This window comes from Streptomyces sp. NPDC090442 (genome assembly GCF_044769405.1).
GTDB lineage: Bacteria > Actinomycetota > Actinomycetes > Streptomycetales > Streptomycetaceae > Streptomyces.
The window spans coordinates 15,694-36,093 of record NZ_JBIVXW010000022.1 but is presented as its reverse complement, the minus strand read 5'-3'; the positions used below and the strand labels follow the sequence as shown (position 1 = coordinate 36,093).

The 20,400-nt window shown below is 74.0% G+C and carries 18 protein-coding genes; 10 read left to right on the top strand and 8 right to left on the bottom strand.

The window, feature by feature from the left end:
- The first annotated feature begins 7 nt into the window (after positions 1 to 7).
- Positions 8 to 1,336, top strand: coding sequence for an MFS transporter (locus ACIQU6_RS17485; protein WP_403482497.1), 1,329 nt, complete (start codon positions 8 to 10; stop codon positions 1,334 to 1,336).
- A gap of 19 nt (positions 1,337 to 1,355) precedes the next feature.
- Here the strand turns inward: ACIQU6_RS17485 and ACIQU6_RS17480 are convergent, their stop codons facing one another.
- The gene (locus ACIQU6_RS17480) at positions 1,356 to 2,396 is read right to left on the bottom strand and encodes a LysR family transcriptional regulator (protein WP_403482496.1); all 1,041 of its coding nucleotides are present in this window, start codon (positions 2,394 to 2,396) and stop codon (positions 1,356 to 1,358) included.
- 533 nt (positions 2,397 to 2,929) lie between these two features.
- Here ACIQU6_RS17480 and ACIQU6_RS17475 point away from each other — a divergent pair.
- Positions 2,930 to 3,154 carry a hypothetical protein gene (locus ACIQU6_RS17475; protein WP_403482495.1) on the top strand — a complete coding sequence of 75 codons (225 nt, stop codon included), beginning with the start codon at positions 2,930 to 2,932 and terminating at the stop codon, positions 3,152 to 3,154.
- 72 nt (positions 3,155 to 3,226) lie between these two features.
- Here ACIQU6_RS17475 and ACIQU6_RS17470 read toward each other — a convergent pair whose 3' ends face one another.
- The gene (locus ACIQU6_RS17470) at positions 3,227 to 6,049 is read right to left on the bottom strand and encodes a penicillin acylase family protein (RefSeq protein ID WP_403482494.1); all 2,823 of its coding nucleotides are present in this window, start codon (positions 6,047 to 6,049) and stop codon (positions 3,227 to 3,229) included.
- 251 nt (positions 6,050 to 6,300) lie between these two features.
- Between ACIQU6_RS17470 and ACIQU6_RS17465 the strand changes: the two genes are divergently transcribed.
- From ACIQU6_RS17465 to ACIQU6_RS17455, 3 genes are all read left to right on the top strand, one after another.
- Positions 6,301 to 6,915 (top strand): hypothetical protein, encoded by a 615-nt coding sequence (locus tag ACIQU6_RS17465; protein WP_403482493.1) that lies wholly within the window; start codon positions 6,301 to 6,303, stop codon positions 6,913 to 6,915.
- Positions 6,916 to 6,995: 80 nt separating this feature from the next.
- Positions 6,996 to 7,727, top strand: coding sequence for a 3-keto-5-aminohexanoate cleavage protein (locus ACIQU6_RS17460; protein WP_403482568.1), 732 nt, complete (start codon positions 6,996 to 6,998; stop codon positions 7,725 to 7,727).
- Positions 7,728 to 8,578: 851 nt separating this feature from the next.
- Positions 8,579 to 10,021, top strand: a complete 1,443-nt coding sequence (locus ACIQU6_RS17455) for an amidase (protein WP_403482492.1) — start codon at positions 8,579 to 8,581, stop codon at positions 10,019 to 10,021.
- Between the two features lie 56 nt (positions 10,022 to 10,077).
- Here ACIQU6_RS17455 and soxR read toward each other — a convergent pair whose 3' ends face one another.
- A complete protein-coding gene (gene soxR, locus ACIQU6_RS17450; protein ID WP_403482491.1) occupies positions 10,078 to 10,608 on the bottom strand; it encodes a redox-sensitive transcriptional activator SoxR in 531 nt (176 codons plus the stop codon).
- A gap of 132 nt (positions 10,609 to 10,740) precedes the next feature.
- Here soxR and ACIQU6_RS17445 point away from each other — a divergent pair, with 132 nt between their 5' ends.
- Complete coding sequence (locus ACIQU6_RS17445; protein WP_403482490.1) at positions 10,741 to 11,202, top strand: MaoC family dehydratase; 462 nt, start codon at positions 10,741 to 10,743, stop codon at positions 11,200 to 11,202.
- Between the two features lie 21 nt (positions 11,203 to 11,223).
- Here ACIQU6_RS17445 and ACIQU6_RS17440 read toward each other — a convergent pair whose 3' ends face one another.
- A complete protein-coding gene (locus ACIQU6_RS17440; protein ID WP_403482567.1) occupies positions 11,224 to 11,847 on the bottom strand; it encodes a TetR/AcrR family transcriptional regulator in 624 nt (207 codons plus the stop codon).
- Positions 11,848 to 12,122: 275 nt separating this feature from the next.
- Here ACIQU6_RS17440 and ACIQU6_RS17435 point away from each other — a divergent pair, with 275 nt between their 5' ends.
- Positions 12,123 to 12,317, top strand: coding sequence for a DUF6191 domain-containing protein (locus tag ACIQU6_RS17435; RefSeq protein ID WP_403482489.1), 195 nt, complete (start codon positions 12,123 to 12,125; stop codon positions 12,315 to 12,317).
- Here the strand turns inward: ACIQU6_RS17435 and ACIQU6_RS17430 are convergent.
- Complete coding sequence (locus tag ACIQU6_RS17430; protein ID WP_403482488.1) at positions 12,314 to 13,462, bottom strand: acyl-CoA dehydrogenase family protein; 1,149 nt, start codon at positions 13,460 to 13,462, stop codon at positions 12,314 to 12,316. The two genes, ACIQU6_RS17435 and ACIQU6_RS17430, sit on opposite strands and share 4 nt — an antisense overlap.
- A 90-nt stretch (positions 13,463 to 13,552) precedes the next feature.
- Here ACIQU6_RS17430 and ACIQU6_RS17425 point away from each other — a divergent pair, with 90 nt between their 5' ends.
- Both ACIQU6_RS17425 and ACIQU6_RS17420 read left to right on the top strand, forming a co-directional pair.
- Positions 13,553 to 14,191 (top strand): TetR/AcrR family transcriptional regulator, encoded by a 639-nt coding sequence (locus ACIQU6_RS17425; protein ID WP_383417619.1) that lies wholly within the window; start codon positions 13,553 to 13,555, stop codon positions 14,189 to 14,191.
- A 76-nt stretch (positions 14,192 to 14,267) separates the two neighbouring features.
- Complete coding sequence (locus ACIQU6_RS17420) at positions 14,268 to 15,260, top strand: urea transporter (protein ID WP_403482487.1); 993 nt, start codon at positions 14,268 to 14,270, stop codon at positions 15,258 to 15,260.
- 46 nt (positions 15,261 to 15,306) lie between these two features.
- Here the strand turns inward: ACIQU6_RS17420 and ACIQU6_RS17415 are convergent, their stop codons facing one another.
- The 3 genes from ACIQU6_RS17415 to ACIQU6_RS17405 all read right to left on the bottom strand — a co-directional run bounded on the left by ACIQU6_RS17415 (position 15,307) and on the right by ACIQU6_RS17405 (position 18,825).
- Complete coding sequence (locus tag ACIQU6_RS17415) at positions 15,307 to 16,407, bottom strand: zinc-binding dehydrogenase (protein ID WP_403482486.1); 1,101 nt, start codon at positions 16,405 to 16,407, stop codon at positions 15,307 to 15,309.
- 106 nt (positions 16,408 to 16,513) lie between these two features.
- Positions 16,514 to 17,908: an aldehyde dehydrogenase family protein gene (locus ACIQU6_RS17410; protein WP_403482485.1), complete on the bottom strand. Its 1,395-nt coding sequence runs from the start codon at positions 17,906 to 17,908 to the stop codon at positions 16,514 to 16,516.
- Between the two features lie 155 nt (positions 17,909 to 18,063).
- Positions 18,064 to 18,825: a TetR/AcrR family transcriptional regulator gene (locus ACIQU6_RS17405; protein ID WP_403482484.1), complete on the bottom strand. Its 762-nt coding sequence runs from the start codon at positions 18,823 to 18,825 to the stop codon at positions 18,064 to 18,066.
- 222 nt (positions 18,826 to 19,047) lie between these two features.
- On the opposite strand from ACIQU6_RS17405, the gene hmgA reads away from it, so the two are divergent.
- A complete protein-coding gene (gene hmgA, locus ACIQU6_RS17400) occupies positions 19,048 to 20,382 on the top strand; it encodes a homogentisate 1,2-dioxygenase (protein ID WP_403482483.1) in 1,335 nt (444 codons plus the stop codon).
- Positions 20,383 to 20,400: the final 18 nt, after the last annotated feature.

The window sequence follows — 20,400 nt, the reverse complement described above, 5'->3', positions numbered from 1 at the left end:
TGCGCAGGTGCACACAGACACGACAGCAGCAGCGGAGGCGGCCGACGAGCCGACCGGGGAGCCGGCCGGCGGCGAGCGCCTGCGGCGGGTGGCGGTGGCCTCGTTCATCGGGACGGCCATCGAGTTCTACGACTTCTACATCTACGGGACCGCCGCCGCCCTGGTGCTCAACACGGCGTTCTTCCCGACCCTCGACCCGGTCAACGCCACCCTGGCGTCGTTCTCCACCTACGCGGTGGCGTTCGCCGCCCGGCCGTTGGGCTCGGTGGTCTTCGGGCACTTCGGCGACCGGGTCGGCCGGAAGTCGGTCCTGGTGGCCTCGCTGCTGCTGATGGGCCTGTCCACGGCGTGCGTCGGGCTGCTGCCCGGCTACGGCACGCTGGGCCTGTGGGCCCCGTTGCTGCTGATCCTGCTGCGCTTCCTCCAGGGCATCGGGCTCGGCGGCGAGTGGGGCGGGGCGGCGCTGCTGGCGGTCGAGCACGCGCCGCGCGGCCGCCGCGGGCTGTACGCCGCGTTCCCGCAACTCGGGCCGTCCGTGGGGTTCTTCGCGGCGACCGGGGTGTTCTGGCTGCTGTCGGAGGCGATGAGCGACGCGGCGTTTCGGTCGTGGGGCTGGCGGGTGCCGTTCCTGCTGTCGTTCCTGCTGGTGGGGGTGGGGCTGTTCGTCCGGCTGAAGATCAGCGAGACACCGGTCTTCGCGCGGGTGTTGGACGCGCAGGAGGCCAGCCGGGTCCCGGTACTGGACGTGCTGCGGCGCCATCCGCGCCAACTCCTGCTGGGGGCCGGCGGGATGGTGATCGCCTACGGCCTGTTCTACACCGCGACGACCTACTGCCTCTCCTACGCCACCGGCACCCTGGGCATCTCCCGCACCACCATGCTCGGACTGTCGCTGGTGGCCTGCCTGTTCCTGGCCGCGGGCACCTGGTTGGCGGCCACCCGCTCCGACGCGTGGGGCCGCCGGAAGCTGGTGCTGGGCGGCTCCGGGCTCGCGCTGGTGTGGGGGCTGGCCCTCTTCCCGCTGCTGGACACCCGGCAGCCGGTGCTGATCGCGCTGGGCATCGGCGGCGCGCTGTTCTGCATGGGCGTGGTCTACGGGCCGATGGGCGCCTATCTGCCGGAGCTGTTCGGGGCCACGGTGCGCTACTCGGGCGCCTCGCTCGCCTACAACCTCGGCGGGGTGCTGGGCGGGGCGGTCGCGCCGCTGGTCGCCACCCGGCTCCAGGCGGCGTTCGGCTCGGCGTCGGTGGGCTGGTACGTGAGCGCGATGGCGCTGGTGTCGCTGGCGTGCGTGCTGGCGCTGCCGGAGACCCGGGAGCGGGAACTGCTCGGCTGAGCCGGGACGTTGGATAGGGTCAGGGCCGCAGCCACCAGCGCTCGCTCTCCCAGGAGAGCGCCTCCCACAGCCGGTTGAGGGGGTGCTCGGGGCCGTAGGAGGCCCGTTCGCCGCGCCGGGTGAAGACGCCGACCAGGACCTCCGTGCGGGGGCCAACGTCGCCGGTGACCTCCAGGGTGCGCAGCCCGTCGGCCTCCGGGAGGTGCCCGTCCGACGCGGCCTCGCCCAGGCCCCGGGTGACCAGCATCGCGCCGCTGACCACGCCCGAGCGCAGCAGCTCGAAGCCGTAGTGCGCGGCCTCTATCTCGGCCGCGACGGTCAGCCGCTGGCGGTAGTCACTGCCGTACCAGGCGGTCAGGAAGCGGCCGATCAGCCCGCCGGTGGAGACCACCAGCGGAAGCCGCGGCAGGTCGCGGGCGTGCACGGTGCCGCCGGGCAGCCGTTCCGGCGGGAGGTTGGTGAGCAGGGCCAGTCCGGTGCGCCGCCACTCCAGCACCTCGAACGGGGCGAGTTGGGCGGCCTCCTCGCCCTCGGTGACTACCACGCTGCCGCAGACCAGGTCCAGTTCCTTGGAGCGGAGCTTGGTGAAGAGGTCGCCGGTGCGGACGTGGGTGATCTTCAGGTCGACGCCCTCGCGGTCGAAGTCCTCGCTGACGTACTCCACGGCGTCCAGGAGGAAGCCGAGGGTGTAGCGGGTGGTGCCGACGGAGAGCGTGCGGCCGAGCCGGCGGCGGGCGTCGTGGACGCCCTCGGTCCAGGCGCCGAGGGTGCGCCGGGCCAGCTCGACCAGTGCCTCGCCGGTGGCGGTGAAGAGGGCGTCGCGGCCGCGGCCCTGTTTGCGGACCAACTCCTCGCCGCACAGCGCCGCGAACGTGCGGTTCATGGTGTCGAGTTGCTTCTGCACGCTGGACTGCTCGCGGCCCAGCCGGCGGGCGGCCGCCAGCGCGGTGCCCGTCTCGTGCACCGTGATCAGCGTGCGCAACTGGTCCATCGTGGTGTCGAGCAGCCCGGACGGGTACTGCTGCGGAATCGGCTGTGGCTGCGGACCGGACACGACCATGGCCCTACTCGCTTTCCCTTCCCCCGAATTCAGGAATGAGCAGCATAGCCGCACCCGAAAACCGCTCCGGAGATCACCGGGGATTATCTGCGGATTTCTTCCGGAAAATACTGGATGCGTTAGCGGTACCCGTGGAATGGTCGAGGCAATCCCGAACCGCACAACCACGTTCTTCACAAGGGGAGTTACGCTCGTGAGTCATTCCCAGGCCGCCCTTCGGCGGCCCGGTGCCCTCGTCGCCGCCGTGGCCTGCTCGGTGGCGTCGGCGCTGGCCGCTTTCGCCGGTGCGCTCGTCGTCCTCACCCGGGGCCGCGGCCTCGCGGCCGAGAACATCGAGCAGCTCACCCGGGACGCCCCGGAAGAGGTCGGGCTGCGCGTCGGCACGACGCCGGCCGCGTTCAAGGCGATGTCCGGCCCCCTGTGGGACGGGCTGGTGGACGACCGCTACGGCACGTTGCTGGCCCGTGGCGTGCTGGCCGCGATCCTCGGGCTGTGCCTGCTGGTCCTCGGCCTGTACGCCGGGATGGGCGCGGGTGCTGGTGACCGTCTGCGCGGTGCTGGCGGCGCCGGCGCACGCCCTCGTCTGGTTCGACCACGCGCCGACCGCGCTCCTGGTGCCGACGCTGCTCGCACCGGTGGCCGCGCTGGCCGCGGTGGTGCTCGCCTGGTTGCCGTCCAACGGGCGTTATGCCGTGCAGCGCAGGGAACAGAAGCGGAATGCGGCGGTGCCACAGCCGACCGGGGCGGTTTCCGCTTAATCCGCGGAAAACGGAGGGGAATTGGCGCGGCCCCGGGGTGCGGACACCCCGGGGCCGGGCCCTTACCCGCTCCTACCTATGGGCGGGGAATTCCACCACCTGCTGATAGGTGGGGCGGTTCTGCCAGGTCATCTTGGCGTGGGTCAGGCCGCCCACCGCGCGGTGGACGATCGCGTCGGCGCACCACTGGTCGCCGGCCTTGCAGTTGTCGTCGCCCGGGTAAACCTGGGCGGCGGTCTTGGCGTTGGCCTGTTGGAGGGTGGCCAGCAGGGTGTCCCGGCAGGCGGACAGGTCGCCGTTGCCGCAGTAGCGGACGGCGAGCGGCCCCTGGACCCGGTCGCCGAGCACCGCGCGCAGGTCCTTGTCGACGTAGGACCACCAGCCGTACTGGAAGGCCGATCCGGCGTGCGCCCCGGTGGGGCCGTGGCCGGCGGACGGGGACTCGTCGATGGCGAGGTTGGCGCCCAGCGCGCCGTACAGGTCGGCACCCAGGCCCGGTCGGAAGACGCCCTTGACCATCAACGGCCACCAGGCGTCCATCAGTTGGACGGCGTCGGCGTGGGCGTAGCTGCCCGAGCCGGGGGTGGTCTCGCGGCGCTGAGCGCCGTCCTTGCGCCAGGCGTCCAGCCGCTGCACCGCGGTGCGCAGTGCGGGGTCGGCGATCGGCTTGCTGCCCAGGACCCGCAGCAGGTCGGGCAGCACGTCCTCGCCGCGCAGGTCGGTGAGGGCGGCGTCGGCCATCGCCCGGGTCAGGGCGGCGCGGGTGACGCCGCCGTCCTTGGTGAGCGCGCGGACCCGGTCGTCCAGGAGGTTGGCGCGGTGCACCGAGCCGTTGCCGAAGCCGGCCGAGTCGTAGTCCTTGGCCTGCTTGTTGTTCCAGGAGACGTAGTAGTCCTGGTCGATCGACTGCGGGTGCTGGGCCGGCGGGGTGTAGGCGGTGGTGTTGGTGGCGGGGTCGAAGTCCTTCCACTCGTAGGCCGGTTCGGCCCGGACGGGCAGCGCGGGGTCGACGTCGGGGTTGCGGACGGGGTTGAGGCCGCTGTTGAAGTACGCGATGTCGCGGGAGTCGGCGTAGAACCAGTTGAAGGCGTAGCCGATGTGCGCGGCGGCCCGTTGGAAGCTCTTGGCGTCGCGGACGTAGGAGGGGTCGTTGAGCATCTGGAAGCCGATGATGGAGTCGGCCTCGTGGCGGTAGGTGGAGCGCAGCGCGGCGTAGGCGACCGGCTTGCCGCCGACGGTGGCGCGGTGGGTGACGATGCCGTACTTGGTGCGGAAGACCTGCATCCGGTAGGAGCCGGCCGCGGTGGGGTCGGCGATGGTGGGCTTCCAGGAGGTGGTGCGCTCCAGCTTCTCCATCGGCAGGCACCGGCCGTGGTAGCGGTACGAGGTGGACTCCTTGGTGGGCGTGGAGCCGTCCGCGTTGCACAGGTCCAGGGCGTAGGTGTCGGTGATGTCCTGGCCGGCGGAGGTGGCGCTCCAGGCGTAGTCCTGGCCGCGGCCGAGCTGGACGTACATCCCGACGCCGGCGAACGAGGCGCCGCGGGCGCTGATGCCGGGCCCCTGGATCTCCTGGAGCATCAGCAGTTGGGGCGCGAAGTAGCCGGTCTGCGGGCCGAAGACGGCGACCGGGTGGCCGCTGGCGGTGTGCTTGCCGGAGACCAGCAGGGCGTTGGACATCCCGCGGTGCTGGGTCGGGTCGAAGCTCCCCTTGGGCAGCACGCCGTCCTTGAAGAGCCCCTCCAACTTCCGGTACTTCTCCGGGGCCTTGACCGGGTCCCGGGGCGGGGTGGCGCTCTTGGAGGCGGCGGCGCCGGTGCGGTCGAAGACCAGCGGCTCGGGGGTGACGCTGCCGGGGTCGGGCAGGGCGGTGCCCCGGGCCTTGGCGGGCTTGACGGCGTAGGGGAAACTCTGGCCGTCGTGCAGGGTCTTGACCGCCTCGGGGTCGTTCCGCTCGCGGAAGGACTCCCAGACCTCGGTGCCCTTCTCCAGGCCGTACTTGTGCTGGGCGGAGAGCAGGGCGAGGGCGGACGGCACCTCTCCCCCGCCGCCGTTGCCGAAGAGGCCGCCGACGACGGAGGCCAGGGCTATCAGGTCGGTGAGCTTGAACGGCTGGATCTCGCCGGCGTTGGTGAGCGCGTCGACGTGGCCGGTGACGACGTACTCGCCGGGGAAGTAGCGGCCCTTCTTGGACTGTTCGCGGTAGGAGTTGATGCCGTCCACATACGCCTGGGCGTCGGCCATGGCCTGTTTGCCGCGGGCGCCGTTGTCGTCGCGGATGGCGTCGACCTGTGCCTGGAGGTCGGCCTCGGTGTACGGGGCGGAGGGCCAGAACTGTTGCTCCAGGCCCTGGTTGGCGGGGGCGCCGCCGGCGAACGAGGTCAGCTCGCCGCGGCCGATGTGGCGGAAGAGGTCCATCAGCCACAGCCGGTCCTGGCCCGCGGCGTAGCCGGCGCCGTACTCGGTGCCGTAGCGGGTGGTGCCCTTGATGTGCGGGACGCCGGTCTTCTTGTCGCGGGTGATGGTGACGTCGGGGCGCGGTGTGGTCACCGAGCCGACCTGGTCCTTCGGGACGCCGAAGGAGGCGTCGTTGTAGAAGTCGGTGAGGGTGGCGTCGGTGAGCGAACGGTAGCCGCCGGCCAGGGCGTTGTAGGGGGCGATCTGGTCGGTGGTGTGCGGCGGGTGGGTGCCGAACAGTTTGTTGCCGAGGATCTGCACCAGGGTGGCGTTGCCCGTCGCGCCCGGCGGGAGGATGTCCGCGCACTGGCCCTGACAGTAGTCCTCGGAAGTCTGCGGTGCGGCCGCGGCCGCGGTGGGGGGCGGTGCCAAGAACGTGGCACCCAAGGCGAACAGGGCTGCCGTGGCGGCGGTCCTGAGCCTTCCGGTACGTCGTCGCATTCCTGCTCCTCGAAGGGGTCCCTGCTCGCCACGAGCTCGGGGAGGCTGCGCCGGACGTTACCGTCGGTTACCCGTTACCGGAAGATGAACAACAGTCACCTTTTCGTATTGCCCACCGTGGGCAGGAGGTTGGGGCCGGACACCCCGGCACATCGCCACCCAAAACCGCAAGAGAATTCGATGGATCCGGGTGGCGGCCGGTTACGTCCATTCCGTGTCCAGTCGGGATCCTCCTCGGAGGTGGAAGCATCATGGCCAGTTTCAGAGCCCTCGCAGAACAGGTCCGCAATCCGCGCCTCGCCACCGTTCGGCGACGCACCGCACTGCGCAAGTGCCTTGAGCGCTTCGCCCCTTACGGGCACCGCGCCACCTGGCACCACCTGTGTACCCGGGCCGGGTTCGCCACACAGGACCGCGATCCGGATCCGGCGCGGCTGGTGGCCGCGCTCGCCGAGCTGGAGGAGGCACGCGCCCTCTGGCTCGCCTACGAGCAGGAGTTCGCGGCCCGCCGCCGCCGCGAGAAGCACGAGGGCATCCGCCAGCCCAGCGCCCTCGACGACTGGCACCGCCGCACCTGGGGCGGCTGCGACATCGTGCCCTGCGCGTCCCCGCAGCGACACCCGGTGGCCCGCCTCTCCGAGGTGCTGCGCCGCATGATCGCGGCGATGGAGGCGGGCACCCCGCGCCACGACTGCCCGGTCTGCGGCGGCACCGGCTTCGCGTGGGTCCCCGGCCAGGACGGCTGCCCGGCGAACGGCCCGGCCTGCCGGGACTGCGGGGCACTCGCCCCGGCGTCCGTCCTGACCCCCGAGGCGCTGCACACCGCCGCCGCCCTGGCCGGCGGGCCGGCCTTCGCGGCGGCCTGATCCCCGCTCCCCGCGGCACCGCATCCCCCTCCCACCGCGGAGTGTCAGACCCGCCTGCCATCATCGGAACCATGCTCCAGATGCTTCAGGTCTGTCTCAACGGCCCCCGGACGGCGGCCGATTCCGGTGCGGTGCCACTGTCGCCGGCCGCGCTCGCCCAGGCGGCGCGGCGGGCGGTCGCGGCCGGCGCCCAGGACGTCCACGTCCACCCCAAGACCCCCTGCGGGCAGGACTCCCTCTCGCCGCGGGTGGTCGGCCCGGCCCTCGAAGCGATACGGGAGGCGGTGGACGTGCCGGTGGGCGTGACGACCGGCGCCTGGGCCGAGCCGGACCCCGAGCGCCGGGCGGAGCGGATCGCGTCCTGGACGGTCCTGCCCGACCATGCCTCGGTCAACTGGCACGAGCCGGGCGCCGATGCGGTCGCCGCCGCGCTGCTGGCGCGCGGCGTCGGCGTCGAGGCGGGCATCTGGGCCGGCACGGCGGCCGCCGCCCGCTTCGCCGCCTCCCCGCTGGCCCCGCGCGTGCTGCGGGTGCTGGCCGAGGTCATCGACGACACCGACCCCCGCTCCGCGCCCCGCACGGCCCGTCAGCTCCTCGCCGAGCTGGCCGAAATACCGCACGGCCGCCCGGTGTTGCTGCACGGCCAGAACGGCGGCGCCTGGCCGGTGCTGCGGCTGGCCGCCGAGCTGGGCCTGGCCAGCCGGATCGGCATCGAGGACGCCCTCGCCCTGCCGGACGGCTCACCGGCGCCCGACAACGCCGAACTGATACGCCACGCCATCGAGTTGGCGGGCCCCCTCCCGACCACCTGACCGGCCCGGCCCGTTCCGCCGCCCAGGACGGAGCCGCTGGCGCGCGACGGCCGCCGCCCCCGCGGCCCCACCTCGCCGTCGGCCGGGTGTGGGGCCGGAGCGCGTTCGGGCCGTCGCTGGAGGGGCGCGGGGGCGAGACTCCGGCGCGATCGGCCGGAAGCGCGTCCGCCGCCACCTCGCCGCCGGCGCCCTGCCGTGTGCACAGGGGCGCCGATCCCGGTGGCGGGCGGCGACGCTTCCCAGCCAATGTTCCTCGACTGCGCGGCGGTTGCCTTCCCTCTCAATGAGACGAATTCGCCACCATTCGGGTCTATTTGCGCGTCCTGTTCGGCGCCTCACGGGCCGGCGCGGTCCACGGCCGGCGGCTCACCGTCCGGCCCCCGCGTGCTCCGTCGCCCGGTCCGCCGACGGCGCTCTCGGCCCGCCGATCGTCGACGCCGTCGCGGGCGCACGCAGGGTCCGCCGGCCTCCGCGTCCGGGAGCTCGGCACCACCTCACTTCCTCACTTCGCCCGCGGGGTCGGCCCGTTGGTGGTGGGTTCGTCGCCACGGGGCCGACCCGCCCCGCCGCTCCCCGGTGCCACGAACCCCCGCGCCCGAGGGGCCGCCGGCCCGTCGACGCCGCCGGTGCCGGCCGGCGCGGCAGGCGCCGACCGGTGAACCCCGCCGCGCCGCCCCCGTGATCGTCGACTGGCCGTGGGGGGCCGTCCCGCGCGCGTACGGCCTTTACGGGCCGACCGGGAAGCTGACACAACTGTTCAGGGGCTGATCGTCGGCGGACCGCCCGGCGCCGGCCCGTTCCGCCGGTGCGGCACCCGGGCCGCGCCGGCACCGACGAGAGGGTGGCCCTCCATGGCCGAACTGCACGACCTGACCGCGCTCGAACAGGCCGCGGGGATCCGGTCGGGGGAGCTGTCCCCGGTCGAGCTCACCGAGCACTACCTCGCGCGGATCGAGCGGCTGGACGACACCCTGGGCGCCTTCCTCACCCGCACCCCGGAGCTCGCCCGCGAGCAGGCCGCCAGAGCCGAGGCCGAGGCCACCGCGGCCCGCCGCGAGGACCGCGCGCTGCCGCCGCTGCACGGCGTCCCGGTGCCCGTGAAGGACCTCAGCCGGGTCGCCGGGGTGCGCTGCACGATGGGCTCGGCCGCCCTGGCCGACCACGTCCCGGACACCGACGACCACGTCGTCACCGCGCTGCGCCGGGCCGGCACCGTCATGCTGGGCAAGACCAACACCCCCGAATTCGGGCTGCCTTGCTACACCGAGAACCGGCTCGCCCCGCCCGCCCGCACCCCCTGGGACCCGGAACGCTCGGCGGGCGGCTCCAGCGGCGGCGCGGCCGCGGCGGTCGCCGGCGGCCTGGCGCCGGTCGCGCACGCCAGCGACGGCGGCGGCTCGATCCGCATCCCGGCGTCCTCGTGCGGGCTCTACGGCATCAAGCCCAGCCGCGGCCGGATCAGCGGCGGCCCGCTGCTGCACGACGTGACGGGCCTGAGCACCTCGGGCCCGCTGGCCCGTACGGTCGCCGACGCGGCCGCGCTGCTGGACGCGATGGCCGGCACCCGGCCCGGCGACCCGTACACCGCGCCCCCGCTGCCGCCCGGCGAGACCTTCGTCGACCAGGCCCGCCGGGACCCGGGGCGGCTGCGGATCGGGGTGCTCACCCAGGCCCCGCTCCCGGACACCGCGGTGCACCCCGACTGCCGCACCGCGGTCGCCGAGACCGTCGCCCTGCTCGGCGAACTCGGCCACGAGACCGCGGAGTTGTCCCTGCCGGCGGACGACGAGATCCTGCACGCCTTCACCCGGGTCTGGTCGGTGATGGCCGCCAACCGGCCCGTCCCGCCGGGCGGCGAGGAGCTGCTGATGCCGCTCTCCCGCCATCTGCGGGCCCGCGGCCGGGAGGTCTCCGGCACCGCCTTCGCCAGCGCCCTGTACGCCTTCCGGGCGCTGGCGCAGACCCTCACCGACGACCTGCTGTCACCGGGCACCGGCTACGACGTGCTCCTCTCCCCCACCCTGGCCGCGCCGCCGGCGCCGGTCGGCGGACTGCGCAACGACGCCGATCCGCAGGCCGAGTTCGCCGCGGTCGGCCGCTTCACGCCGTTCACCGCCTTCTACAACGCCACCGGCCAGCCCGCGGTCAGCGTGCCGCTGCACTGGAACGACCAGGGGCTGCCGATCGGCGTCATGCTGGGCGGCCGCTACGGCGACGAGGCCACCCTGATCGCGCTCTCCGCCCAGTTGGAGGCGGCCCGCCCGTGGGCGCACCGCAAGCCGCCGGCGTGGTGAACGGCCGGCCGAAGGCCGGCTGGGGCGCGACGCCGCGGAGATCCGTCAGCAGCGCCCTAGCTCCGCTCGCCGGGGCGGCCCGTCCCGGTGCCGGCGCGCTTCTCCGGCGCCGGCACCGGGTCCGTGGCGCGCCGGTCCACCCGCAACCGGCGGGCGCCCGGGCCCTGTTGGCCGAGGCTGTCGTCGGGGTTGGACAGCGCGCAGCGCGACAGCGAGAGGCAGCCGCAGCCGATGCAGTCGGTCAAGTGGTCGCGCAGTTCGACGAGTTGCTTGATCCGCTCGTCGAGCTCGGTGCGCCAGACCTCGGAGAGCCGGGCCCAGTCCTCGCGGGTGGGGGTCCGCTCGTCCGGCAGCTCCGCCAGCGCGTCCCGGATCACCGCGAGCGGGATGCCGACCCGTTGGGCGGCCCGGATGAACGCGACCCGGCGCAGCGTCTCGCGGGTGTAGCGGCGCTGGTTGCCGGCGGTGCGGGTGCTGCCGATCAGTCCCTTGGACTCGTAGAAGTGCAGGGCCGACACGGCCGCACCGCTGCGCGCGGAGAGCTGGCCGACGGAGAGCTCATGGACCTTGAACGGGATCTGGGGCACGCCGTCAACCCTACGGCCCCGTGCGGCCGGTCCCCGGGGCGGTCCGTGGCGGGGCGTTGACAGCGGGCAGCCGCCCTCGCATGCTGAGCAAGCGCTTAGAAATCCTGCTGAGGCTGAGGAGGCGGACGACGAATGGCTGAGCCCCGGGTGTTCGGGTCGGTGGAGGAGCTGCGCGCGGCGGTCGGCGAGGAGCTGGGTCCCAGCGACTGGCTGGAGATCGACCAGCGGCGGATCGACCTGTTCGCGGACGCCACCGGCGACCACCAGTGGATCCACGTCGATCAGGAGAAGGCCGCCGCCGGCCCGTTCGGCACCACCATCGCGCACGGCTACCTCACGCTGTCGCTGCTGCTGGTCCTCGTCCCGCAGTTGCTGCGGGTGGACAACGTGAAGATGGGCATCAACTACGGCACCAACAAGGTGCGCTTCCCGGCCCCGGTCCCGGTCGGCTCGCGGCTGCGCGCCCGGGCCACGGTCGCGGAGGTCGCCGAGGTGACCGGCGGGGTGCAGCTCACCACGGTGGTGACGGTCGAGCGGGAGGGCGGCGAGAAGCCGGTCTGCGTGGCGGAGTCGGTCAGCCGCTTCCACCTGTAGCCCGGGGGCCGGGTCGAACGGTCAGGCCGGCCCGCCCACCATCCGCAGCACGAGGTCGGCGTAGAGCGCGCCGACCTCGTCGGGCGTGCGCGGGCCCGCCGCGGAGAACCAGCGGGCGACGTCCACGCACAGCGACAGCACCGCCAGGGTGGTGCCGGGGACGTCGTCCACGGAGAACTCCCCGCTGTCCGCGCCGTCCTGGATGATCTGGCGGAGCAGCCGGTCGGTGCGGCGGCGCAGCCCGGCGACCTCGGCGTAGTGCTCCTCGCTGAGCGCCTGGAGCTCGTACTGGATGACCCGGGCGGTGGTGTGGTGCTCGGCGTGCCAGCGGGCGAAGGTGCGCACCGCGTCGCGGAGCCGGTCGGTGGCGCTGCCCGGGGCCGCGGCGGCCGCGGCCATGATGTGCAGCGCCTTCTCGTGGCCGATGCCGCTGATGCGGTAGAGCAGCTCCTCCTTGGTCTTGTAGTGGATGTAGAGGGCGGCCGGGCTCATCCCGGCGCGGCCGGCGATGTCGCGGGTGGTGGTGGCGTGGTAGCCGCGCTCGGCGAACGCCCGGACGGCGGCGCCGACCAGTCGCCGCGCGGCGTCCGGGGTCACCCCGGACCACTCGTCGCCCGCCTCCACCGCCCGCTCGGCCGCACCCATCGCCGCTCCCCGCTCCTCGATCCGCCAGGGGCCTTCCGCTGCCCGGCCGTCCACCATACCGCGCTACTGAGCAAGCGCTTAGAGGTTCGGGCGGGACGGGGGTTCCTCGGGCGGGACGGCGCGGGCGGCGGCGTCGGGGCGGTCCGGGGGCCGGCCCGCGCGGGAGTTGACCGGATTCTCCGGCCCGCGGCGAGCCGGTCCCCTTTCGGGCGGCCTGCTTACACTTGGCGCCGGGGGACGGGTCGATCCGAGCGGATCACGCCGAAGGGGGCGCCGTGTTCAACGTCGTGGAAGAGCTGTTCGCACCCGGCCGGAAGCGCGCCGACGAGGAGCGGCAGCGGATGTCGCTGGTGGTGGACGACGTCGGCGACGGGGACGCCGGGGACGGGCCGATAGACCTCGCCTCCGGGACCGTCGTCATCAGGCTGCGGGCACCGCAGCCCCCAGCGGGACCGGCGGACGGGCGCTAGAAGGCGGAGACCCCGGTCAGCGCGCGGCCGATGAGCAGCTTCTGGATCTGGCTGGTGCCCTCGTAGAGGGTCATCACCCGGGCGTCCCGCAGCAGTTTGCCGACCGGGTACTCGTCGATGTAGCCGTAACCGCCGAAGACCTGGAGGGCGTTGCTCGCGGCGCGCACCGCGGCCTCGGAGGCGAACAGCTTCGCCTTGGACGCCTCGGTGGCGAACGGTTCGCCGCGGTCGATCAGATCGGCCACCCGCCAGGTCAGCAGCCGCGCCGCGTCCACATCCACCGCGATGTCGCTGATCAGCTCCTGGACGAGTTGCCGGCCGGCGATCGGGGCGCCGAACTGCTCGCGCTGGCCGGCGTATTCGAGGGCGGCGTCCAGCGCGGCCTGGGCGATGCCGACGCAGCCGGCGGCGACCGACATCCGCCCCTTGGCCAGCGCGGACATCGCGACCGAGAAGCCCTTGCCCTCGGGGCCGAGCAGGGCGGCGGCGGGCACCCGCACGCCCTCCAGGACGAGTTCGGCGGTGGCCTGGCCGCGCAGCCCCAGCTTGCCGTGGATCGGGCGGCGGGTCAGGCCCGGGGTGTCGGTGGGTATCAGGAAGGCGCTGATCCCCTTGTGGCCGGGGCCGCCGGTCCGGGCGAAGAGCAGGACGACGTCCGCCACGGTGCCGTTGGTGATGAACATCTTGCCGCCGTCGACGACCCAGTCGTCGCCGTCCCGGACCGCACGGGTGGTCAGGGCGGCGGCGTCGGAGCCGGTGCCGGGCTCGGTCAGGCCGAAGCAGCCGAGCGCCTCGCCGGCGGTCAGCCGGGGCAGCCAGGCGCGCTTCTGCTCCTCGTCGCCCCAGGCCGCGAGGGTCTTGGCGACCAGTCCGAGCGAGACCGAGACGAGGCCGCGGACCGCGGAGTCGCCGCGCCCCAACTCCTCGGTGACCAGGGCGTAGGCGAGGTGGTCGCCGCCGGAGCCGCCGTACTCCTCGGGGAGGGTCAGCCCCAGGAAGCCGAGGTCGCCGAGCTTGCGGACGATGCCCGGGTCGACCCGTTCGGCGCGGTCCCAGTCCCTGGCGTGCGGGGCGATCTCGCGGGCGGTGAAGTCCGCGGCGAGCCGGCGCACCGCGGTCTGCTCTTCAGTGAGCTCCAGGTTCATCTCGGGCCCCTTGTCGACGGGAACGGGAGCGCACGAGGCGCATTAATTAGCACTGCTAGTTTCTTGCGGGCAGCCCCTACTATGTGCGGCATGGCCCGACCCCGCAAGCCCCTGCTGAGCCGCGAGCGCATCGTCACCACCGCACTGGCGCTGATCGACGCGGAGGGGCTGGCGGCACTCTCCACCCGGCGGCTGGCGGCGGAGTTGGGGGTGAGCGGCCCCTCGCTCTACAACCACTTCACGACCAAGGACGAGATCCTCGACGCGGTGGCCGACACCGTCATCGCCCAGGTCGACGTCTCCACCCTGGCCACCGGCGCCGACTGGCGCGCCGGGCTGCTGGACTGGGCCCGCTCCTACCGCGCGGCGCTGGCCGCCCATCCGCACATCGTGCCGTTCCTCGCCCAGGGCCCGGGCCGTCGGCCGGCCGGGCTGAAGATGGCCGACGCGGCGTTCGGCGGCATGGTGGAGGCCGGCTGGCCGCCGGCCCTGGCCACCAAGGTGTGCGCGATGGTGCGGTACTTCGTCGCCGGCTCGGCGCTCGGCTCGTTCGCCCGCGGCTTCGTGGACGACCCCGGGGCCTACGACCCGGCCGACTATCCGCACCTGGGCCAGGCGCACCTGCTGGCCGAGCACCAACGCCGGGTGGACGAGGGCGCGTTCGAGGCCGGGCTGCTGGCACTGGTGGACGGCCTGGGCCTGCACCACCCCGAACTGGCACCTGGCTGAGGCGATTTCACGACACGCATGTACAGTGCACCAGTCCCTGGCGGGCAGGGACGATGTGCGTCCTGCGGAGGCGGAAATGCGCCAACCCAGCACGGCCGAGGGCGGGCCGGTTGCGAAGAGCTTCGACGTGTCGACGACCCGCTGGGGGCGAGGGCTCGCGGCGGTGCTGCGCGGCCAGGCGCAGGTCGACTTCCTGCCCAGCGCCCCGGCCGGGCTGGTGTTCTCGGTGGCGCTGTTCGCCGCGGGCTGGCAGTACGGCCTCTACGGGCTGCTCGGCGCGGCCGTCGGCACCGGCACCGCGCACCTGCTGGGCGTGGACCGCGGCCGGATAGCGGCCGGGCTGGAGGGCTTCAACGCCTGCCTGGTCGGCGTCGCCTGCGCGGTCTTCCTCGACGCCGACCACCTCTCCACGCTGCTGATCGCGGTGGCCGCCAGCGCGGCCGTGACCGTCGTCACGGCGGCCGCCGCGCGGGTGTTGGGGACCTGGGACCTGCCCACCTTCACCCTGCCGTTCTGCCTGGCGGCCAGCGCGCTGACCGTCGCCGCACCCGGCTTCCAGCACGTCTGGCACCTGTCCGACGACCTCGCCGCGCTGCCCAGGACGGCGTCCGGGCCGACCGCGCTCAGCCTCACCGACCTCTGGCACGCCTTCTTCACCAACATCGGTGAGATCTTCCTGATGCCGCAGTGGTACGTCGGCCTCGTCTTCCTGATCGGCATCTTCCTGGCCGACCGCCGGCTGGGCCTGCTGGCCTGCGCCGGCAGCGCCGTGGCCATCGCCACGTCCTGGGCGCTCGGCGCCCCCGCCGACCAGGTGCGGCAGGGCCTGATGGGCTACGACGCGGTGCTGGTCGCCATGGCGCTGGGCGGGGTCTTCCTGGTCACCGACGCCTGGAGCGTGGGGTACGCGATGGTCGGTGCGGTCACCTCCACCGTGCTCAGCCCGGCCCTCGGCGCGCTCTTCGCACCGTCCGGCGGGCACGCCTTCACCTGGCCGTTCGTGCTGGTGGCGCTGGTGTTCCTGGCGGCCGCGCCGGCCTTCCCGCGGCTGCGCCGGGCCGCGGGCTGACGCGCCGGGCGCCCGCCCCGTCGCGGGACGGGCGCCCGACCCGGCCTCAGAAGACGACCAGCGCCCGGCCGCCCTTCCCGGCGAGCATCGCCTCGAACGCGGCCGGGATGCCGTCCAGTTCGATCCGCTCGGTGATCAGCCCGGAGAGGTCCAGCGCCCCGGAGCGGACGTGCTCGGCGATCACCGGCAGGTCGCGCGCGGGATCGCTGTTGCCGTAGACGCAGCCGGCCAGCGTCCGGCCGAAGTGGAACAACTCCAGGGCGGAGAAGGCGACCTGCTGGTCCCTGCCGCCGATGCCCACCACCGTCGTCCGGCCGCCGCGGCGGGTGGCGGACCAGGCCGCGCGGATGGTCTCCGCCCGCCCCACGCACTCCACCGCGACATCGGCGCCCACACCGCCGGTGAGGGCCCGGACCCGCCGGGCACCCTCCTTCTCGAAGAACGCCGGGCCGTCGGCGAGCAGGAAGTCGGTGGCACCGGCCGCGCGGGCCAACTCCTCCTTCGCCGGGGAGACGTCCACCGCCACGATCGGGCCGGCCCCGGCGATCCGCGCCGCCTGGAGGGTCGCCAGGCCCACCCCGCCGACGCCGTAGACCACCACCGACTCCCCCGTCCGCACCCGGGCGCTGTGGTGGATCGCGCCCCAGCCGGTGAGCACCGCGCAGCCGAGCAGCGCCGCGTCGACCAGCGGCACCCCGGCCGGCAGCGGCAGCGCGGCACGCGCCGGCACCAGGGTCTCCTCGGCGAACGCGGCGGTGCCCAGGCCCGGGTAGAGCGCGCTGCCGTCGGCGCCGAGGGTGGCGTAGGGGGTGCCGGCGGCCCGTCCGGCGTGTGCGCACAGCCACGGCTCGGCCAGCCCGCAGAAGTGGCAGTCGCCGCAGGACGGCGCCCAGTTGAGGACCACCGGGTCGCCAGGGGCGACCCCGGTCACCTCCGGCCCCACCGCGGTGACGGTGCCGGCGCCCTCGTGGCCGAGCACCGCGGGCGCGGGCTGCCGCAGCGTCCCGTTGGACAGCGACAGGTCGGAGTGGCAGACCCCGGCGGCGGCGAGCCGGACCCGGACCTGACCCGGGCCCGGCTCGGGCAGCTCGATCTCGGCGACCTCCAGCGGGGCGTTGACGGCGGGCAGAACGGCGGCGCGGACCACGGGGACTCCTCGGGCGACGGCGGGACGGGGCGTACGGGGCGACGCGGGGCATGCGGGGCATCGAGGCCAGGCGGCCCCGGACCGGGTGGGAGTTGCTCGAAACCGCTCAGAACTGGAGGGACTTGGTCTGGAGGTACTCGGCCAGGCCGTGCGGCCCCAGCTCGCGGCCGGTCCCGGACTTCTTGTAACCGCCGAACGGGGCAAGGGGGTTGAAGCGGCCGCCGTTGATGTCGACCTGGCCGGTGTCCAGGCGGCGGGCGAAGGCGACCGCCGTGGCGTCGTCGGCCGCCCAGACCGCGCCGGCCAGCCCGTAGACGGTGCCGTTGGCGATCCGCACGGCGTCGTCCTCGTCCTCGTAGCGCAGGAGCGACAGGACCGGGCCGAAGATCTCCTCCTGGGCGATCGTCATCTCCGGGGTGACGTCGGCGAAGACGGTGGGGTGGACGTAGAAGCCGGGCCCCTCGGGCGTCCGCGGGCCGCCGATGACGGGCCGGGCGCCCTCGGCGACGCCCGCTTCGAGGTAGCCGACCACCCGGTCCCGCTGGCGGGCGCTGACCAGCGGGCCGATCCGCTCGCCGGGGACGTACTTGGCGGCCGCGGCCGCGGCCAGCTCCTCCGCCTCGTCGTACTGGTCGCGGTGGACCAGCATCCGGGTCCAGGCGCTGCACGTCTGGCCGGAGTTGGCCATGACGTTGGCGACGCCGACCGCCACCGCCCGGCCGAGGTCGGCGCCGGGCAGGATCACGTTGGCGGACTTGCCGCCGAGTTCCAGCGCCACCCGCTTGACCGCGCCGCCGGCGAGCGCGCCGATGCGCTGCCCCACCGCGGTCGAGCCGGTGAAGGAGACCAGGTCGACGCCGTCGTGCGCGGCGAGGGCGTGGCCGGCGACCGGGCCGCGGCCGGTGACGAGGTTGACCACACCGGCCGGTATGCCGGCCGCCGCGACGCACTCGACGAACAGCTGGGCCACCAACGGGGTGTCCTCGGCGGGCTTGAGGACGACGGTGCAGCCCGCCGCCAGCGCCGGGGCGACCTTGGCGACGATCTGGTGCAGCGGGTAGTTCCACGGCGTGATCGCGCCCACCACGCCGACCGGTTCGTGCAGCACCGTGGAGGTGCCGAGGGTCTCCTCGAAGGCGTGGGTGCGGGCGAGTTCGGCGTAGGAGCCGCAGACCGTGACCGGGAGCCCGGCGTGCACGGTGCGGCTGAAGGCCAGCGGCGCGCCCAGTTCGGCGGTGACCGTCCGGGCGATCTCCTCGGCGCGGTCGGCGAGTTGGTCGCGCAGCGCGGCCAGCAGGTCGGCGCGGGCGGCGGGCGGGGTGGCGGCCCAGTTGGGCAGCGCCGCGCGGGCGGCCCGCACCGCGGCGTCCACGTCGGCCGCGGAGCCGGCCGGGACGGTGGCGATGACCCGTTCGTCGGCCGGGTTGACGACCTCGATGGTCTCGCCGCCGGCGGCGGGCCGCCAGTCTCCGTCGATGAACAACGCCTCGTGGTGCTTCACGTCGCGGTCCTCCCGGGCCGGCTGGGAACGGTGGTCGGCCACCCTAGGGGCGCCCCGGGGCACTTCCTAGGGGGACACCGTCCAAACTAGCGCCGGTAGTTTCGTGGCCGCCAGCGGCACTTCGCGCCCGCCGTGGCCGAATGCCGCGGCGCACCTCAGGGCGCACCCTCGCCGGCCCCCTCCGCGCCGCCTGCCGGACCGGGCCCCGCGGGCCGCTCCCCCGCGCCCTCCGGGACGCCGCCCTCCGCCCCGTCCAGATAGCGCGCCAGATACGCCCGCAGCAGTTCCTTGGTCTCGGTGACGATCGCCGGATCGCCCGACGGGTCGGTGCGGAAGGCGAGTTGGAGCAGCGCGTCGGCGGTCTCCACGCCGACCAGGAAGGCGGTGCGCAGGCGGGGGTCGGCGGGGTCCAGGCGGAGCCGGCCGGCGAGCAGCTGCAGCAGTCGGTCGGCGACCTCGTAGTTGGCCTGCCGGGACTCGCGCGGGGCGGGGACGGTGAACTCCACCAGGGCGAAGCCGGAGACCGTCCGCTTCATGGCGAGGTATTCGTCGATCACCACGTCCATCGCGCCGCGCCAGCCCGGCGGTTGGTCCGGGGCGGTGAGTCGGCTCGTGATGCGCTGCGCGTAGGCGTCGAGGTTGCGGCGGGCCAGCGCCTCGGCCATCGCCCGCTTGTTGGGGAAGAAGCGGTAGACGGAGCCGATCGGGACCCCGGCGCGACCGGCCACCGCGCGGGTGCTCAGGTCCTCGTAGCCGGTCTCGTCGAGCAGTTCGGCGCAGGCGTCGAGGATCCGGGCCAGGCGCTGGGCGCTGCGCCGCTGGACGGGCGCGCGGCGGAGCAGGGGCGGGGCGGGCGGTCCTGCGGGGGTGGTGGGGGTGGTGGGCCGAGGGGCGGGCGGGGGCGTCGAAGGCTGCACATGGTCATCTTGCCCGGCACACGGGCCGGGGATGGCGGGGCGGGGCGATCCGGCCACCGCGGCCGGTATCCGCCGGGTTTCCGGCCAGGCTCGGCCGGGGCGGCGCTCTTCTCGTTGACGCCGCTGCCCGCCAAATCCTAATGTCCTGCATAGGATTCGCTGAGATTCCTGTGGTGCCCTGGATTCCGTGGACGTCTGGTTCGTGAGCGGCGGGAGCGTGTGATGACAGGTACGACCAACGAGCGGGCGAGGAAGGCGGCGGAGGGGCTCGCCTACGCGTCCGGTTTCGGCAACGAGCACAGCTCGGAGGCGGTTCCCGGCGCGCTGCCGGTGGGCCGCAATTCCCCCCAACGAGCCCCCCTCGGGCTCTACGCGGAGCAGCTCAGCGGCTCCGCCTTCACCGAACCGCGCCGGCACAACCGCCGGTCCTGGCTCTACCGCATCCGGCCGTCGGCCGCGCATCCGCCGTTCGCCCGCGCCAACCGCGGCGAGATCCGCTCGGCGCCGTTCACCGAGTGCCTGCCCGACCCCAACCGGCTGCGCTGGAACCCGCTCCCCGAGCCCGCCGACCCGACGGACTTCGTCGACGGCCTGTGGACGCTGGGCGGCAACGGCGACGCCACCCAGCGCGCCGGCATGGCGGTGCACCTCTACCACATCAACGCCCCCATGGAACGGCGGGTGTTCAGCGACGCGGACGGCGAGCTGCTGATCGTGCCGGAGCGCGGCGGGCTGCTGCTGCGCACCGAATTCGGCCTGCTGCGGGTCGAACCGGGCCATGTGGCGCTGATCCCGCGCGGGGTCCGCTTCCGGGTGGAGCTGCTGGCCGACACCGCCCGCGGCTACGTCTGCGAGAACTACGGCCGGCCCTTCGAGCTGCCCGACCTCGGCCCGATCGGCGCCAACGGCCTGGCGAACGCCCGGGACTTCCTCGCCCCGACCGCCGCCTACGAGGACGTCGAGGGCCCGGTCGAGGTGGTCAACAAGTTCGGCGGCCACCTGTGGGCCGCGACCTACGACCACTCCCCCCTGGACGTCGTCGCCTGGCACGGCAACCACGTCCCCTACGTCTACGACCTGCGGCGCTTCAACGTCATCGGCTCGATCAGCTACGACCACCCGGACCCGTCGATCTTCACGGTGCTGACCTCGCCCTCGGACACCCCGGGGCTGGCCGGCGTCGACTTCGTGGTGTTCGCGCCGCGCTGGCTGGTCGGCGAGGACACCTTCCGCCCGCCCTACTTCCACCGCAATGTGATGACCGAGTACATGGGCCTGATCGAGGGCGCCTACGACGCCAAGGCCGGCGGCAAGGGGGGTTTCGTGCCCGGCGGCGGCTCGTTGCACAACATGATGTCGGCGCACGGTCCGGACCGGGAGACCTTCGAGCGGGCCAGCGCCGCCGAGTTGGCCCCGCAGAAGATCGACGACGGGCTGGCCTTCATGTTCGAGACCCGCTGGCCGCTGACGCTCACCCCGCAGGCCCGGGACGCCGGCCATCTCCAGCGCGGCTACGACGACGTGTGGCAGGGTCTGCAGCGCCATTTCCGCCCGTAGGCACCGCCGACCAGCTCC

Bases quoted from the DNA above. Each gene is read 5' to 3' on its own strand.
- ACIQU6_RS17480 (WP_403482496.1), bottom strand. From the start codon at position 2,396: ATGGTCGTGTCCGGTCCGCAGCCACAGCCGATTCCGCAGCAGTACCCG.
- ACIQU6_RS17470 (WP_403482494.1), bottom strand. From the start codon at position 6,049: ATGCGACGACGTACCGGAAGGCTCAGGACCGCCGCCACGGCAGCCCTG.
- ACIQU6_RS17465 (WP_403482493.1), top strand. From the start codon at position 6,301: ATGGCCAGTTTCAGAGCCCTCGCAGAACAGGTCCGCAATCCGCGCCTC.
- ACIQU6_RS17460 (WP_403482568.1), top strand. From the start codon at position 6,996: ATGCTTCAGGTCTGTCTCAACGGCCCCCGGACGGCGGCCGATTCCGGT.
- ACIQU6_RS17455 (WP_403482492.1), top strand. From the start codon at position 8,579: ATGGCCGAACTGCACGACCTGACCGCGCTCGAACAGGCCGCGGGGATC.
- ACIQU6_RS17445 (WP_403482490.1), top strand. From the start codon at position 10,741: ATGGCTGAGCCCCGGGTGTTCGGGTCGGTGGAGGAGCTGCGCGCGGCG.
- ACIQU6_RS17440 (WP_403482567.1), bottom strand. From the start codon at position 11,847: ATGGGTGCGGCCGAGCGGGCGGTGGAGGCGGGCGACGAGTGGTCCGGG.
- ACIQU6_RS17430 (WP_403482488.1), bottom strand. From the start codon at position 13,462: ATGAACCTGGAGCTCACTGAAGAGCAGACCGCGGTGCGCCGGCTCGCC.
- ACIQU6_RS17425 (WP_383417619.1), top strand. From the start codon at position 13,553: ATGGCCCGACCCCGCAAGCCCCTGCTGAGCCGCGAGCGCATCGTCACC.
- ACIQU6_RS17420 (WP_403482487.1), top strand. From the start codon at position 14,268: ATGCGCCAACCCAGCACGGCCGAGGGCGGGCCGGTTGCGAAGAGCTTC.
- hmgA (WP_403482483.1), top strand. From the start codon at position 19,048: ATGACAGGTACGACCAACGAGCGGGCGAGGAAGGCGGCGGAGGGGCTC.